This is a genomic window from Archangium violaceum, assembly GCF_016859125.1.
GTDB classification, from domain to species: Bacteria; Myxococcota; Myxococcia; order Myxococcales; family Myxococcaceae; genus Archangium; species Archangium violaceum_A.
On the sequence record NZ_CP069338.1, the window covers coordinates 7,404,795 to 7,419,651 of the forward strand.

Annotated in this window: 14 protein-coding genes; 3 read left to right on the top strand and 11 right to left on the bottom strand. The window is 69.8% G+C overall.

The window, feature by feature from the left end; genetic code table 11:
* Nucleotides 1–12 precede the first annotated feature (12 nt).
* Entirely contained in the window at nucleotides 13–693 is a 681-nt protein-coding gene (locus tag JQX13_RS31735) for a hypothetical protein (RefSeq protein ID WP_203403221.1), read from the top strand.
* Here the strand turns inward: JQX13_RS31735 and JQX13_RS55585 are convergent.
* The 7 genes from JQX13_RS55585 to JQX13_RS31770 all read right to left on the bottom strand — a co-directional run bounded on the left by JQX13_RS55585 (nucleotide 674) and on the right by JQX13_RS31770 (nucleotide 8,949).
* On the bottom strand, nucleotides 674–1,303 hold the full coding sequence (locus JQX13_RS55585; protein ID WP_203403222.1) for a hypothetical protein: 630 nt from the start codon (nucleotides 1,301–1,303) through the stop codon (nucleotides 674–676). The two genes, JQX13_RS31735 and JQX13_RS55585, sit on opposite strands and share 20 nt — an antisense overlap.
* Nucleotides 1,304–1,305: 2 nt before the next feature.
* The gene (locus JQX13_RS31745; RefSeq protein WP_203403223.1) at nucleotides 1,306–2,160 is read right to left on the bottom strand and encodes a ribonuclease HII; all 855 of its coding nucleotides are present in this window, start codon (nucleotides 2,158–2,160) and stop codon (nucleotides 1,306–1,308) included.
* Nucleotides 2,161–2,235: 75 nt separating this feature from the next.
* Nucleotides 2,236–2,619 (bottom strand): carboxypeptidase-like regulatory domain-containing protein, encoded by a 384-nt coding sequence (locus JQX13_RS31750; RefSeq protein ID WP_203403224.1) that lies wholly within the window; start codon nucleotides 2,617–2,619, stop codon nucleotides 2,236–2,238.
* Nucleotides 2,620–2,663: 44 nt separating this feature from the next.
* Nucleotides 2,664–4,121, bottom strand: a complete 1,458-nt coding sequence (locus JQX13_RS31755) for a hypothetical protein (protein ID WP_203403225.1) — start codon at nucleotides 4,119–4,121, stop codon at nucleotides 2,664–2,666.
* Nucleotides 4,122–4,142: 21 nt separating this feature from the next.
* Complete coding sequence (locus tag JQX13_RS31760; RefSeq protein ID WP_203403226.1) at nucleotides 4,143–5,909, bottom strand: M61 family metallopeptidase; 1,767 nt, start codon at nucleotides 5,907–5,909, stop codon at nucleotides 4,143–4,145.
* Between the two features lie 67 nt (nucleotides 5,910–5,976).
* Entirely contained in the window at nucleotides 5,977–7,377 is a 1,401-nt protein-coding gene (locus JQX13_RS31765) for an RsmB/NOP family class I SAM-dependent RNA methyltransferase (RefSeq protein WP_203403227.1), read from the bottom strand.
* 138 nt (nucleotides 7,378–7,515) lie between these two features.
* Nucleotides 7,516–8,949, bottom strand: a complete 1,434-nt coding sequence (locus JQX13_RS31770) for a metallophosphoesterase family protein (protein ID WP_203403228.1) — start codon at nucleotides 8,947–8,949, stop codon at nucleotides 7,516–7,518.
* Nucleotides 8,950–9,161: 212 nt separating this feature from the next.
* Between JQX13_RS31770 and sitA5 the strand changes: the two genes are divergently transcribed.
* A complete protein-coding gene (gene sitA5 / locus JQX13_RS31775; RefSeq protein ID WP_430384107.1) occupies nucleotides 9,162–10,550 on the top strand; it encodes a SitA5 family polymorphic toxin in 1,389 nt (462 codons plus the stop codon).
* 38 nt (nucleotides 10,551–10,588) lie between these two features.
* Complete coding sequence (locus JQX13_RS31780; protein ID WP_430384221.1) at nucleotides 10,589–10,897, top strand: DUF2019 domain-containing protein; 309 nt, start codon at nucleotides 10,589–10,591, stop codon at nucleotides 10,895–10,897.
* Nucleotides 10,898–10,938: 41 nt separating this feature from the next.
* Here the strand turns inward: JQX13_RS31780 and JQX13_RS31785 are convergent, their stop codons facing one another.
* The 4 genes from JQX13_RS31785 to JQX13_RS31800 are packed head-to-tail and all read right to left on the bottom strand — an operon-like array spanning nucleotide 10,939 to nucleotide 14,844.
* Complete coding sequence (locus tag JQX13_RS31785; protein ID WP_203403230.1) at nucleotides 10,939–11,691, bottom strand: hypothetical protein; 753 nt, start codon at nucleotides 11,689–11,691, stop codon at nucleotides 10,939–10,941.
* Nucleotides 11,688–12,398, bottom strand: coding sequence for a DUF4956 domain-containing protein (locus tag JQX13_RS31790; RefSeq protein WP_203403231.1), 711 nt, complete (start codon nucleotides 12,396–12,398; stop codon nucleotides 11,688–11,690). Before JQX13_RS31790 ends, JQX13_RS31785 begins: the two co-directional genes overlap by 4 nt.
* A gap of 19 nt (nucleotides 12,399–12,417) precedes the next feature.
* Nucleotides 12,418–14,124, bottom strand: coding sequence for a dTMP kinase (gene tmk, locus JQX13_RS31795; protein WP_203403232.1), 1,707 nt, complete (start codon nucleotides 14,122–14,124; stop codon nucleotides 12,418–12,420).
* A gap of 6 nt (nucleotides 14,125–14,130) precedes the next feature.
* A complete protein-coding gene (locus JQX13_RS31800; protein ID WP_203403233.1) occupies nucleotides 14,131–14,844 on the bottom strand; it encodes a VTC domain-containing protein in 714 nt (237 codons plus the stop codon).
* Nucleotides 14,845–14,857 lie beyond the last annotated feature (13 nt).

The following is a 14,857-nucleotide window of genomic DNA, read 5'->3' on the forward strand; positions in this document are numbered from 1 at the left end:
GGGAGAGAAACGATGGAGCAGCCCATGGCACTGCCCGGATTGGAGCGGCTGATGGAGGTATGCCAGAGATTGAATCTGAGGCTGGAGACCTCGCCGCCGGCTCGTGAACCATTGAGCGCTGGGAGCTTGTTGGAGGGGCTTCCCTTCGATCCGGTGCTAGCGAGTGTCTATGCTCGTCTGGGGCATGCGGCTTTCGCCACGGACTTGATGGGGAAAGGGTGGAGTCTCGACCGCTCTGACGACCAGGTTCATAAGCTGGAGGAAAACAACAAGTCATGGCGGAAGAATTGGTGGGAGGAGCTGGGCGCATCCATGATTGTTTTCGGTGGCGATATCTATACCTATGCCACCGTGCCAGGGCTCGCGGATGAGTGGGGAAGGCAGCCTGTGGTCCGAGTGGACACCTACGAGCCCGATGCCCACGTGATGCCCGTGGCCTCGAACGTGGACCGGTTCTTCGACAGTTACTCGCGCTACCTGGAGATTCTGGTCGCGGATTCGCGCTACCAGAAGTCGGGAGAGACGGAGCTTCTCTTCCCTTGGGATGCGGCCGAGATTCTCGCGCGGGACGAAACGTTGGTGGCGTTGATGCGCGCGGGGCGCTTCGACTCGCTGATGAAGAACGTGGATGACTCGACGCGCCGCTGGGCCGCCAGGGTGATGGGCACCCAGGTCAGCGGTTCAGGTGGGTGATGCCCGCCTCGAGCAGCGCGGCCACGCCTCTTCGGGCCACGTGCACCACCTTGTGGCGGTGGGGCGTGCCCGGTGTCGTGTAATGGCTGCTCACCTTGTGGTGCAGCTCCGTTGCACCCCAGACGAGCACCAGGTCTCCCCACTCCAAGTCACTCTGCGCCTTGCCCGCCGTGCGCCGCTCGGTGCCGTCCACCATGCGCAGCTCGATGCGCCCGCCGAGCTTGTCCTCCAGCTCCTCGCGCACCGCCGGCGAGCCTCCCACCACCACCACCCGGCTCACCCCGTGGCGCCTGCACGCCTCCAGGAAGGCCACCTCCGCCCGCCGGTTGTTCGAGCCCCCGCAGTGCTCGCAATGGCTGCGCGGCTCCACCAGCAGCGGCTCCCTCCCGCTCGCCCTCGCCACCTGCTGGCACTCGGACGCGGCGCATACCCGGTAGAAGCGCTCCGCCACGAGCTGCTCGGCCCTCGGCAGCTTGGTCTCGCTGATGCGCACCTTACGGGAGCTGGTGAGTCCCGCCTCCTCCAGGACGGCTCGGGCGCGGTTGCGCGAGTCGGTCAAGGTGATGCCCCGCTCGGCGAACCAACCATCGATGTCCTTGTCCGCGCTCACCGTTACCCGTTCCTCGTGAAGAGCTCTCCCTGAATGGACCCCGCGGGTCGTGGATCGCTCACTCCGAGGGCCTCTCTCACCGGCGCGAAGCTGCGGCGGTGGATGGGCAGCACCCCCTTCTCCCGGATGGCCTGCACGTGCGAGGCCGTGGGGTAGCCCTTGTGCTCGGCCAGGCCGTAGCCCGGGTATTGGGCGTCCAACTCCTTCATCCACCTGTCCCTCGTCGTCTTCGCCAGCACCGACGCCGCGGCGATGCTCAGCGAGAGCGCGTCTCCCCTGATGATGCCGCGCTGGGGCAGGGTGCACTCGGGAATCGTGAAGGCGTCCAGCAGCACGTAGTCCGGTTGGATGCCCAGCCCCTGTACCGCCCGGTGCATGGCCAGCAGGCTCGCCCGGCGGATGTTGAGCCGATCGATCTCCTCCGCGTCCGCGTGGCCCACCGCCCAGGCCACCGCGCCGCGTTTGATGGCCTCGGCCAGCTCGTCCCGGCGCGCCTCGTCGGCGATCTTCTTCGAGTCGTCCAGCCCCTCCAGCCGCCAGCCCTTCGGGAGGATGGCCGCCGCGGCGACCACCGGGCCCGCGAGCGGGCCCCTGCCTGCCTCGTCCACCCCGGCCACGTGCGTGTGGCCCTGCTCCCACAGCTCCGTCTCGAAGCGCAGCAGGTGGCGCAGGCGCTGGCCCTCGGCCCGGTTCTTCCCCTGTCGGCCCCGGATGCGGCGCGCGAGCGACTTCGCACCCTGGCGGGGATCCGCCTCCAGCGCCTCCAGGAGGCCCGCCGGCACGGAGCGGGCCTGGGTAACGAAGCGCTCGGTCAGCTCCACGAGGGAGCAACGGAGGAGGTCTTCCACACTCGACATGACCTCCTCAACCTAGCGAGTCGGGGCGCCTCCGACAAACGCTGATTGCTCAATCAGCTGTTCGGAGCGAGAAGTCTACGGGTTGAGCTGGAGCTGGACGGCGTCGGGAGTGGGGTTGCAGTGGCACTCGTCGCACGTCCAGGTGACCTCGGCCGGGGCGCTCACCTTGGAGCCGGCGGTGGCCGTCAGCCGCACGGTGCCTTCGCCGATGTCCTCGTTCACCGCCGTGGTGACGCCCTTCTCACCCGTGGTGCTGGTGATGGTGCGTCCGGAGTCCACGTTGGTGGCCGTGACGATGGCGTCGCGGACCGTACCGCCCGCCGCGTCCACCACCTCGACCCGCAGCGTGACGAGGTTGTCGGTGCAGGGATTTCCGTCGCGCTTCACCCGCAGGCCCCCGTCACACGAGGCGAGGAGCACGAGGCCCAGAAAGAGGAACCGCTGGCGTGCCTGGAGCATGCGGAGGGATTGCGCACGGCGCTCCGCGGCGGCAACGCCGGATGTCAACTGGTGGGCGGAAGACGGGTCTGGGCGAAGCGCGAGGCGTCCGTATCCGGGTACCGGTCGACGATGTAGCGGTAGACGTCCTGGGCCCGTGCCGCCTCCCGCATGCGCTCGCCGAGGACGCGGGCCAGGAGTACGAGGGCGCGCGGGGCGAGCGGATCCTCCGGGGCCGAGTCCGCCGCGGACTCCAGTGCGCGCACGGCCAGGTCGTTGTTCCCCAGGGAGGCCGCGGCCTGTCCGACGAAGAGGTGTACCTCCGGGGTGATGGCGGATTTGGGCAGGAAGTCCAGCGCGGCGTAGAGCGAGAGCGCCTGGGGGATGTCGCGGGCCCGCACCGCCGCGGCGAGCTCCCGCACCCGGGCCTCGGTGGAGGGGGCGGACCCGGCGGTGGCCGGCTCCTGGGCCGGGGGCAGGGTGGTGGGGCCCACGTTCAGCGCGGTGCTCGGCGCCGCGTCCGGGAGCACGGGCGTGAGGTAGTCGCTCGGAGCGCCATACCCGAGGGCATCTCCCCGCGTGTAGAGGAGCAGTCCGAGCACGCGTGCCATCACGAAGAGCACCAGGCACTCGAGCACCTGGGCGAGCCAGCGCGACACGAGGAGCTCGAAGGCCACCTCGCGCAGGCTGGAGCTGACGAGGTGGACGAGGACGTAGACGCAGCCCAGGGTGAGCAGGGCGCCCAGCGCCACCACATAGTCCCGCCCGAGGCGCACCATGCCGTGCACGCCCTTGAGGGGGTTGAAGATGTCCAGCAGGCTGTTGCTCGTCATGGCCAGCATCAGCGCCATGGGCAGATAGGCGAGGGTGGTGAGTCCCAGCAGCCACGCGAGGGGATCGTCCAGGAGCGTCTCGCCCGGAATCGAGTGGAACCTGCCCGTCATGTAGAACATGGGATCGTTCAGCAGGCGATCCCTGTACTGGATGACGTCCCAGCCGCCGACGAACACCAGGTAGAGCAGCAGGGGCAGCCACACCACGCTGGTGGCCAGCACGCCCTTGAGGGCCGGGAGGAGCCAGTCGTTGAAGACGTCGCCGTAGTCCGGGAGGGGCACATCCGCGTCACCGCGCGTGGTGGAGCGCATGATGGTGAAGAAGCTGCCCCAGAAGAGGCCGGCGCCGATGGCGGCGGGGATCAACCTCGCCCCGATGAACGTGACCTGCGTCATGAAGCCGACGAGGGCCAGCACCGCCCCGAGCCCCGCCGCGAACATCAGGCCGTGCCGGGTGAAGGGATAGCGCCACACCTGGCCCAGCCGGTTGGAGTAGGAGGCCCGCTCCGCGCGGTGGAGGATCAGCAGTTCGGCCCGGCCGCCACACCCGCGGCAGACGAGCAGATCCACCGTCTGCATCCGCTTCGCCTCCACGCACTCGGGACAGAGCGCGGCGCCACACCCCTCACAGCGCCAGCCAGCGAGGGCGGAGGAGTGGCGTTTGCAGCGTGCGGGAGGTTTCGGCGGCATGGGCGGGATCCAGCGCGGAGCTTATCCCGGATCCTCCCAGGGCGTGCCCAGCCAGGACTGGTACGCCGCCTTCTGCGCGTCGGTGGGCTTGTCCACCCGGGCGAGCCACGCCGCGTCCGCGGGCTTCTGACCGAGCGTCACCGGCACCTCCATCAGCCTGTCCCTGCGGAACACCGTGAGCCGGACCGTGTCACCCGGGGACCTGTCCTCGGTGCGGGACAGGAGCCCCGCCGCGTCCACCTTCCAGCCGTCGAGCGCCACCAATTCGTCGTCCACGTACAGCCCCGCCTCCTGCGCGGGTGAGCCGTCCAGCACCGCGGCGAGGGTGGAGCTCCCCTTGGTGGTGACACCCAGCCAGCCCTTGGGCCGGGCCTCGCCCTTCACCCGGGGTGGGGGAGAGCCTCCCTTGTCGCTGGAGGACTCGCGCGGGCGGAAGCGCACCTCCAGGCCCACGTGCGAGAAGACGGAGTAGTCCAGCTCCTCCGTGCTCCGCACCGCCCGGTCGAAGAAGGCGCTCAGGTCCCTGCCCGCCACCTCCGACGCGGCCGCCTCCACGCCGTCCTCGGGCACGCCGGACTCGTCACCGTAGCGCCGCCACAGCAGGCGCATCAGATCATCCAGGCCCCGCGCATCGCCCGTGGCGCGGCGCAGCTCCAGGTCCAGCAGCGCGGCCACCACCTCGCCCTTGAGGTAGTAGGAGATGGCGCTGTTGGGCGAGTTCTCGTCCGGACGGTAGTGCTTCACCCAGCTCACCAGGGAGGCCTCGGCGAGCGTCTGCGTCTTGCGGCCGGGCGTGGCGTGCAGCGTGGAGAGCGTCTCGCCCAGGCGCGTGAGGTAGCGGCTCGCGCTCATCAGCCCCGCGTGCAGCACGAAGCGGTTGTCGTAGTAGGACGTCGCCCCCTCGAAGGCCCACAGCAGCGAGGTGTAGTTCTCCTGGGCGTAGTCGAAGGGGACGAGCGCCCGGGGCTTCACCCGCTTGATGTTCCACAGGTGGAAGTACTCGTGGGCGACGAGGGTGAGGAAGTCCTCCCAGCCTCGAGGGCTGTGCAGCCCCGCGCGGGGGAAGAGCAGCGCCGTGGACGCCTTGTGCTCCAGTCCTCCTCGGCCCTTGTCCGTGAGGTAGACGAGGAAGACGTAGCGCTTCAGGGGCAGGCCGCCGAACATCCGCGCCTGGGCCTCGCAGATGCGCTGCAGGTCCGAGCACAGCCGGCCCGCGTCCGGCACCGCGTCCCCCCACACCACCACCTCGTGCGGCACGCCCGCCGCCGTGAAGGTGTGGGGCGTGTGGGGGCCCACCTCGAAGGGGCTGTCCACCAGCTCGTCGTAGTCCTTCGCGACGAAGGCCTCGCCCCGGCGCTCCAGCGCGGTGAAGGGCGTCCAGCCCGAGGGCGCCTCCACGGTGACGTGGTGCTCCAGGCCGCGCGTGGCCTCGGTGTAGAGGAAGAGGGTGGCGCCGTTGAAGTAGCCGTGGCTCCCATCCAGGTGGCTGGTGCGCACGGTGAGCTCGTTGGCGTAGACGCGGTAGCGCAGCGTCACCGCGTGCCCCCGCGCCTGGACGCGCCAGGTGCGCTTGTCCTGGCGCCGCACCTGGAGGGGCTCTCCGCCCGGGCCCGAGGCGCTCACGTTCTGCACGTGCCGCGAGAACTCGCGCACCAGGTAGCTGCCCGGCGTCCACACCGGCAGCACGGCATCCAGCGAGTCCGGGCCCGCGGGGAAGGTGGCCTCCACCTCGAAGAGGTGCGAGTGCGGGCGGAGCATCGACACGCGATAGTGGACCGCTTCCGTCATTCCGAGCCCTCCATCGGGCGAAGGGGACATCATCCCACGGGGCGGGCCGGGCCGCCCCCCTGGGACGCTACTTCGCGCGCACGAGGATGGCCCCGAAGAATCCATCCGTGCCGTGCAGATGCGGGGCGAGCCGCAGGAAGGGCCCCGGGCCCACCTTCGCCCCCAGCTCCGCGCCGAGCTCCTCGGCCACCGGCCGGACGGAGTAGTCCGGGTGCCGGGCGAGGAAGTCCTCCACCACGGCCTCGTTCTCCTCGCGCAGGACGCTGCACGTGCCGTAGATGAGCCGGCCTCCCGGCTTCACCATCTGGGAGAAGCGCTCCAGCAGCCGCTTCTGCCGTGCCACGTGGTCTTGAATCATCTCGGGCGTGAGGCGGTAGCGCGCGTCCGGCTTGCGCCGGAAGGTGCCCGTGCCACTGCACGGCGCGTCCACGAGGACCCGGTCCGCCTTGCCCTTGAGGGGCTCGAGCGCCGCGTCCGCCTCGGGGCCCTCGGCGGGGATGACCTGGGTGCGCACGTTGTGCACCCCGGCCCGGCGCGCGCGCTTGCGCAGCTCGTCGATGCGGCCCTCGTCCACGTCCAGCGCGTGCAGGTCGCCCCGGTTCTTCATCTGCACGGCGAGCTGCAGCGTCTTGCCGCCCGCGCCCGCGCACGCGTCCACCACCCGCGTGGGAGGCGCGTCCACCAGCATGCCGAGCAGCTGGCTGCCCTCGTCCTGGAGCTCGAACCATCCGTCGCGGAAGACGTCCAGCGAGAAGGCGTTGGTGCGCGTGTCCAGGATGAGCCCGAGCGGCGACAGCGGGGTGGGGGAGGCGCTCACGCCCTCCTTCTCCAGCAGGGCGCGCAGTTGCTCGCGGTCACCCTTGAAGCCGTTGAGGCGCGCGGTGAGGGGCGCCCGCTCGTTCATCGCCTCGGCGGCGCGCTCGGCGTCCGCGCCGAACACCTCGCGGAAGCGCGTGGCGAGGAAGTCCGGAATCGAGGCGGCGATGGGGAAGCGCTTCTCCGGTGGGAGGGCCTCCAGCGTCCGGGCGGCGGTGGGGAGCGCGGCGAGCGCGTCCGCGTCCTGGCCCGTGAGCGCCGAGGTGCGCGCCACCACGTCCGGGGGCTCGCCATGGAGGATGCGCGAGGCGGCCAGGCGCAGCACGTCCTGGCGCGTCTTGTCCAGGCGGGTGAAGCCGCGGTGGGCGTGCTCGAGGAGGAAGTCCACCGTGCGCTGGCGGCGCAGCAGGGCGTACACCCGCTCGGCCACGGCGCGGCGCTCGTTGGAGTAGAGGTTGCGCTTGTGACGGAGGGTGAAGTCGAGGGCCCGGTCGGCCAGCCGGCCCTCGTGGCGGACGAAGCCATAGGCCTCGAGGCACGCCTGGAGGACGAGGTCCTCACGTACCGGGCGGGGCGCGCGCGACGCCTCGCCGGCGGGGGAGTCTCGTCGGGGCTGGGGGGCCCGGGGGGGCGGGCGGGGGTTCTTCTTCATGAAAGGCTCCGGGGGGCCCGGGAGGCGGGCCTGCGCTGTCGGCAGGCAGGCGAATCGCATCCCGGGCGCTCAATGACAAGGGTGGAGGCGCTCCTTGGCGTTTCCAGGGCGCCTCGGCCCTCTCCCCCGGCCTCCCGGCTAGCGGCGGCGACGGCGGCGCAGGACTCCGGCGAGCACCCACGCGCCCGCGGGCAGGAGCGCCATGGCCGGCCCGGCCGAGCAGCCCGGCTGCATGTTCGGATCCAGGTTCTCGGAGTCCTCCGGGCCGGCGGGCAGCCCGGGGTTCTGGGTGACGGTGCCCGGCGCGGGGGTCGAGGGCTGGCTCGTCCCCGGCTGCTCGGTTCCCGGGGGGGCCGAGGGCTCGGACGTGCCCGGCTGCTCCGGCGCCGGCTCCGACTCGAGCGGGGGGAGCTCCTTGGTGAGGGTGAAGCTGTCCATCACCTTGCCCGAGGGCGTCAGGGCCTGGGCGGAGAGGGTGCCGTCCCGCACCGTCACGTCGAGGTAGCCGTGGTCCGAGTCGTTGCGCAGCACGGCCCAGGAGGGCTTGCTGGTCTCGAGCGGGCGCAGGGACGCGCCGCCGCTGCCCACCACGAGGTAGACGGGCTGCCGGGTGTTCGAGGGGGCCACCGAGGTGCCCTGCATGGCGTGGGTGCGCTCGTAGTGGTGGTCGTGCCCGGTGAGCACCAGGTCCACCCCGTACTTCTCGAAGAGGGGGGGGAACTCGCGCTGCATGAGGCGCTGCGAGCCGTGATCCCCGCTGCTCCAGGGCGGATGGTGGAAGAAGACGACCTTCCAGGGCGCGGAGCTGGCGGCCAGGTCCTCTTCCACCCACTTCTTCTGCGCGGCGAGCGTGCAGCGGTCCGCCGAGGACAGGCCGATGGCGCAGTTGGAGTCGATGGCCACGAAGTGCACGTGGCCCCAGTCGAAGGAGTAGTAGTACTCGCCGCCGCTCTTGCTGGTGGGCAGGTAGAGGTTGTCGAAGTAGGGCTGGCCCTTGTTGGTGACGTACTCGTGGTTGCCGGGGACGGCGAAGAAGGGCACCTGCGAGAGCAGCGGCGCCATGGGCACGAAGAGGTTGTTCTGGAACTCTTCCTCGGTGCCCGCGTCGTAGGCGTTGTCGCCGAGCATCAGGAAGAGCTCGGGGTCGCGGGCGAGCATGGCGTTGGCCACGTTGCGCTGGTCGGCGTTGTTCATGCCGAAGTCGCCCACGGCGGTGAAGTGGACGCGGCGCGTGCCGGGGACGGGCGCGGTGGAGAAGCGCACGGGGTTGGTGCGGGCGCCGCAGGCGTCCACGAGGTAGGTGTACTCGGTGCCGGGCTGCAGGCCGTTCAGGACGATGGCGTGGTTGCGGCTACCGGTCTCCGACTGGGCGGATTGATCCGTGAGGCCGTTGGTGCCGTAGCGGACCGAGGGGACGCACGAGGCATCGAGGCGGAAGGCGATGGTGGCGGTATCCGGGCCTACTCTCTGGAGGTAGGGCTGACGGGTCAGACTCGCGGCGCTGGCGCTGCTCGCGGTGAGGGTGAGCGCGGCGGTCGCGGCGCCGAGCGCCAGGGAATACAGACGGTGCATGGAGCCTCCTGTCCGAGCCATTCGGACCGGGGTTGCAACCGTCCACCTTCGGACATCCATCCAGTCATTCGCGGTCGCTCGCCCGCTGGATGGCGGGGAGGCGAGGGCCTGATGGGCCCTCTTCCGAGGAGTCGCATCCACTGGAACGGGGTAGAACGCGGCTGTCGCGGAGGCGCTCGCCTGCCTGGTACCCGCTCCGCAGAGGTGGCCTGATGCCCGAGCACTCCGTCCATTTGCGTACCCCAGGCCTTCGGAGTCATTCGCGTATCGGCGCGTTGACCCTGGCGCTGGTGATGCTTCTGAGCGCATGCGCCACGAGTGCGCCTCCTGCCTCTCGTGTGGGCATGGGGGTGGGGAACACGGTCGAGGAGGAGGCGCTCTTCGTCAACCTGCCCACGCGCTTCGAGCCGGCGCGGGTGGGTGACGAGGAGTTTCGAGGGGCCCTGGTGGCGCTGGTGCTCGAGATGCCTCTGCGAGTGGCCACCTCACATCCCCCGCTGTACGTGGGCCGGAAGGTGGCGCTGGCCTCCGCCCCCCTGGGGGGAGAAGCGTGGCGCTCGGAGCTGGCGCGGGCGTATGGGCGCTTCTGCGAGCGACGCGGCTCCCCGGGGGACTGCCTGACGTTGTTCGAGGACGGGCCCCAACTGCAAGACGAGGACAAGCGCAGCCTCGCCCTGGCGCTGGCCGTGGGCCCGGCCCTGGATGCACGTGACGCGGAGCTGCGGGCCATGTTGTCCTCCACGCAATTGTGGACGACGGTGAGCGTTGCCCTTTCGGGCTGGCTTGCGTTGTTGGTGATGCCGGAACCCGTGTCGAAAGGCGTGGCCGCCGCGTTCGCCGTGCTGATGTGGGGCTATCTCGGGTGGGAGTTCTTCGACCTGATTCAGGCCTACGGGCAGCTCTCGGAAGACTCGGCGAGGGCCACTACATTCGAGGAGATCCGCGAAGCGGGCGAGCGGTTCGGAAAGGTCCTCGGCCCCAACAGCGTGCGGATTCTCGTCCTGGTGGGCACGGCGGCGTTGGGCGGAACGGTGTCGCTCATGTCCAAGGGGCCGAAGCTACCGGGCTTCGGGCAGACCTTGCGAAGGGTCGAAGCCAACACCGGCGTACGTCTGATGGATGCCGCGACCGAGGCCGAGCGGGTCATCGTGTCTATGTCCGAGGGGTCGATCCGCGTCGTGCTGCCAGCCAACGCCATTGCCATGACTGCCAAGGGTGTTGGTAGTGCTTCCCCCGAGAGAGCCAAGGGCTCGCTGCTCTCCAATGGCCATAGGGCATGGCGCTCCCACAGTGGTTTGAAGAAGGCTCTGGGTCCGGCGGGAAAGGGCAAGGCATGGCACCACATCGTCGAGCAGACCCCAGGCAATGTGAAACGGTTTGGCCCAGAGGCCATTCACAATACCGAAAATGTCATGGCGTTGGAAACGCGCGTGCACGATGAGTTGAGTGCCCTCTATTCGTCGATCCGTGAAGGTGTGACGGGATCGGATGTCCTGACTGTCCGGCAATGGCTCAGCACCCAGTCCTATGAGGCCCAATATCAGTTCGGATTGAGGGCCATTGAAAATATCAGGAGGGGCATTTGGAAGGCCTGGAAGTAAAGCTCGAAAAGCTGGTGAAACAGTTCTGTCTCCACACCATGGAGCAGACGGATGCGATACTTCGAGGAGACGCTCGAGTAGGAAACAGACACGCCAGGCAGAGGAGTGCCGCATTCAAGAAGCTGCGCGCCTACGGCGATGCCGGGCGCGATGCTCTTGTCGTGCTTCTCTCCCACCCACGCATGGATGTGCGAGGAATGGCTGCGGTTTATCTGCTCCGCCATCGGACGACGGAGGCCAAGGCCGTGCTTCAGGAGATAGCAAAGGGAGAGGGTCTTGCTGCATTCGAAGCGTCAGAAGCCCTGAAACGCTGGGCGGAGGGTACCTGGGCCCTGGATCTCGAATAGGGAGGAGGGGAGAGGGCTCCCCTGCCTCCTGGCCATGTGCTTCAGGGCTTCTTCACGTCGTAGGAGATGAGCTCCTCCGTCCGCTCGCCCGTCTCCTTCACCTTGCCGACGCCGGGCACCAGCCAGTACGTGCGCGCCGGCTCGTTCTTGTCCTTGCGCTCGCGCTTCAGGCGGATGGCGTTGGCGAAGGTGCCCGCCTGGGTGGTGACGGTGTCGTTCACCGCCTCCACGCTCCAGGTGTACTTCTTCTTGTCGGTGTCATCCTCCCGGGAGCTGTTCGGATAGCGCGTCAGCTCGTTGAGGATGGACTCGACGTTCCACCCCATGGGCCGCTCCTGGTCCAGCGACTTCATCGCCGCGGGATTCCAGGTCGTCACCCGCGCCAGCGCGCCCGCTTTGTGGTCCTCCTCGCGCAGGCGGTACACCACTCCGTCCTTCGCGAGCTGCCAGGAAATCTCCTCCAGGTGGGGCTGCGTGCTGCGCATCGCGACGGCCGTCATGGTCGTCTCCGGCACCGTCTGCTCTCCCAGCACCTCCACCCGTTTCTCGAACCGCCCCAGCTTCGGGTCGTCGATGCGGTACGTCCACGTCGAGCCCTGCGTGAGCGGCCAGAGATTCGTGAGCGTGGCCGGTGTGCCCGAGCCATCTCCCGGAGGGGTGTCCGGGATGTCCACCGTTCCATCCGGGTTCGTCACGGCCGCCGGATCCTGGTTCTGCGTGGGCAGGCTCCCGCCCTCGCCACACCCCACCCAACAGCCCACCGCCACCAGTGCGGCCCATCTCCAACGCTTCATCTCCGCTCCTCCCAACCGCCCTTGCCAGAAGAGGGCATCTCCATCCACCGCAATCCCCGGAGGGGGCCGCCCGCCGTGTGGCTCAGCGCCGACGCGAGCATCCCCGGCTCATTCTCCTCCACCTCGAGCTCCAGCCGCCGCCCGTCGAAGTCCAGTGCGCAGCTGCGTACCAGCACGTTGCGCTCGCCCAGCGCCTTCCTCAGCAACGCCTCCGCGCCCACCAGGTCATCCGCATGGGCCGACACCAGCATCCGCTGCTTCGGCGCGGTGACCTCCTTCTTGTCGAAGAAGTCCAGCACCCACAGCAGCGCGCCGACGAAGACGGTGCCCACCGCGGCCAGTCCCAGGCTCCCGTGTCCGCACGCCATGCCCAGGCCGATCACCAGGAAGAGGATGGCCGCGTCACGCGGATCCTTCAGTCCCGAGCGGAAGCGCACGAAACCGCCGAGCCCCACCAGGCCAAAGGCCTTGGCCATGCTGTTGCCGATGACGGCGGTGATGACGGCCGCCGCGGTGCACAGCAGCACCTGGGCCTGAATCATCTCCGCCTTGGGCAACGGCTTGCCGGTGAGCAGCCGCCACGGCCGCAGCGCGAGCACCGTGCCGAGCGTCACCGCCGCCAGCAGGCGCGGCACCATCAGGCCCGCGTCCTGGAGGGAGACTCCGGAGGACACATCGTTGGCGAGCTCCGAGAAGAACGGCTCCATGGTCCCGTTCCTTTCTGGTTCAGAGCATCGGCCGTTGTGCGTCGTCCGCGGCCATCCGCTGGGCCATGCGCTCCGAGGGGTGCACGGCCGTGTGCGCGGCGGCGATGATGCGGTAGGCGTTGCGCAGCACCGGCAGGCGGCTGGAGCTCAGCGTGAGCGCACGCAGCACGAGCGCCTCGGCGCGCTCGCACAGCGGCAGCCCCTCCAGCGAGGACACCGCCGTGGCGGGCCATCGCGTCACGAAGGCCTCGCGCAAGCGCCACGCGCGCGGGTCATCCAAACCGTCCAGCGAGTCGAGCGCCTCCTTCGTCAGCGGAGCGCCGCGCTCGCGCAGGGCATAGGCCTCGTCGGTGGTGAGCCCGGCCAGCGAGCGCAGCACCAGCTTCAACGCCTTGTCCTCCAGCGCCACGCGCAGCTCCCGCGCGAAGGGCGTGTCCAGGCCGTTTATGCTGCGCAGCACCGCCAGCCTGTTGTGGGACAGCAGGCTCTGGCGCAGGGTGTCCGCCCGGACCGAGCCGAGGCCGCTCAGGCTGCGCGCCACGTCCGTGTACAGCCCGCGCCGCACGCCCAACTCCCGCGCCTCCCAGGCGGGCTCGTCATCCACCCCCGCCAGTCCGCAGAGCACCTCGCCCAGGCGCCCCTCGCGCAGGGCGTGCTCGCGCAGGGCCCAGGCCTCGGGCGAGTCGTTGCGCTTGAGGCCGGAGAGCACCTCCGTGGGCGCATGCGTGTAGAGGCGCTCGCGCAGGGTCATGGCTTGCGGCACGGGGCTGGAGCCGAGGCTCGTGGCCACCTCCCGCGGCACCACCTCCGCCAGCAGCTCGCGCAGGGCCCAGGCCGGCTCGTCGTCCAGGCCGGTGAGGCTGCGCACCGTGAGTCCCGGGAAGCGCTCCACGAAGCCCAGCCGCCGCTGGTGCGCGGCGAAGCCGGGGATGCCGCCCAGCAGCCACACCGCGAGCTGGGGCTCGCGCACCTCCAGGTCGTCCAGCAGGCGGAAGAAGTGCTCCTCCACGTCATCCACCGTCACCGTCACCCGCACCGGCGTGTCGCGGGGCGGCGTAATCCGCTGCGCCGGCAGCTCCCGCCCTTCCAGCCGTGCCACCACCGCCTCGACGATGCGCTGCTCCAGCACGTGCAGCGGCTGATCATTGTTCTCGATGACGAGCCAGCGCGCCGGATCCCTCCGCGCCATGTCGAGGAAGGCCTCGCGCGTTCGCACCGCCAGGCCCGCTCCGGCCAGCCCCTTGCGGCTGTCCGAGTCCGTGCTCCGCTCGCCCTTGTTCTTCCCCAGCCGCTTGCGCAGCCGGGCCAGGTCCGGCTCCACGTCCACCAGGATGACGAGATCCGGCCACAGCCCCTGCGAGGCCAGCTCGCACGCCGGCTCGAGTGATGGCCGGGGCAGACCCCGCCCGCCGCCGCTCAGGGCCAGCTGGGAGTAGAGGTAACGATCGCTGATGCACACCTCGCCACGGGCCAGCGCGGGGGCGATGACCTCCTCCAACTGCTGCGCGTCGCGGGCCAGGTTGAGGAAGAACTCGGTGCGCGGCGACATCTCCAGCAGCGTCGAGTCCCGGGTGAGCTCGCGGATGCGCCGGGCGATGGGAGAGCGCAGCTCCCCGCCCTCGCGCGCGTGGGCCACCCGGTAGCCGAGCCGCCGCAGCCGCTGCGCCAGGAGGTTGGACAGGGTCGTCTTGCCGCTGCCGTCAATGCCTTCGAAGTCGATGAACACGGTTGTTCAGCCCCCCAGAATCCCGTCCGCGACGAAGTCGTGGACCCTCGCCATCCCCTCGGCGAACTTGCTGTACGCCGATTCGCGCCCGGGGTTGAGTGCCGCGAGCCATTCGGGCAGCTCCTCTCCCAGGTGCTTCACTTCCACCACCACCCGCCCGTCCCGGGCCAGTGGTTCGCCCAACCGCTCCGCGCTCAGCGTCCTCTCGCCGAGCGCCAGCTCCGAGGTAATCCGGTGGAAGCCGATGTCCCGGTCCACCGTCACCCGCCACGCCTGCGAGCACTGGTACACGTGCCGCCGGTAGGTCACCGCGAGCGTCGGAATGAGGCCGCCCCCGGCGATGAGCGGCAGCAGTCGCACGCCACCCCGCAGGACCTGGCCGAGCCGCGCACGCGGCACCCACACCCGGCGCTTCTGCGTGACGCCGTTGCGCTCGCGCTTCACCTCCAGCACCACGCGCTCCACGCCGCCGGCGCCCACGTCCGGCGAGTACTCCTTGGTGCGCACCTTCAGGCAGTCATTCGGGGTGCGCAGCGAGCGCTGGGCCAGCGGGTAGCCCGGCTTGTCGAAGTAGACGGAGGTGATGCGCGTGGGCGGAGAGAGGTAGCCGCCCAGCGACGCGGAGAGCCGCGCGCACAGGGCCACCGCCTCGTCCATCCCCATCACCCGCTTGAACTCCCGGCGGAGCCTGGTGACCTGTCCTTCCGCGAACTGGAGCATGATGGGTCTCCGT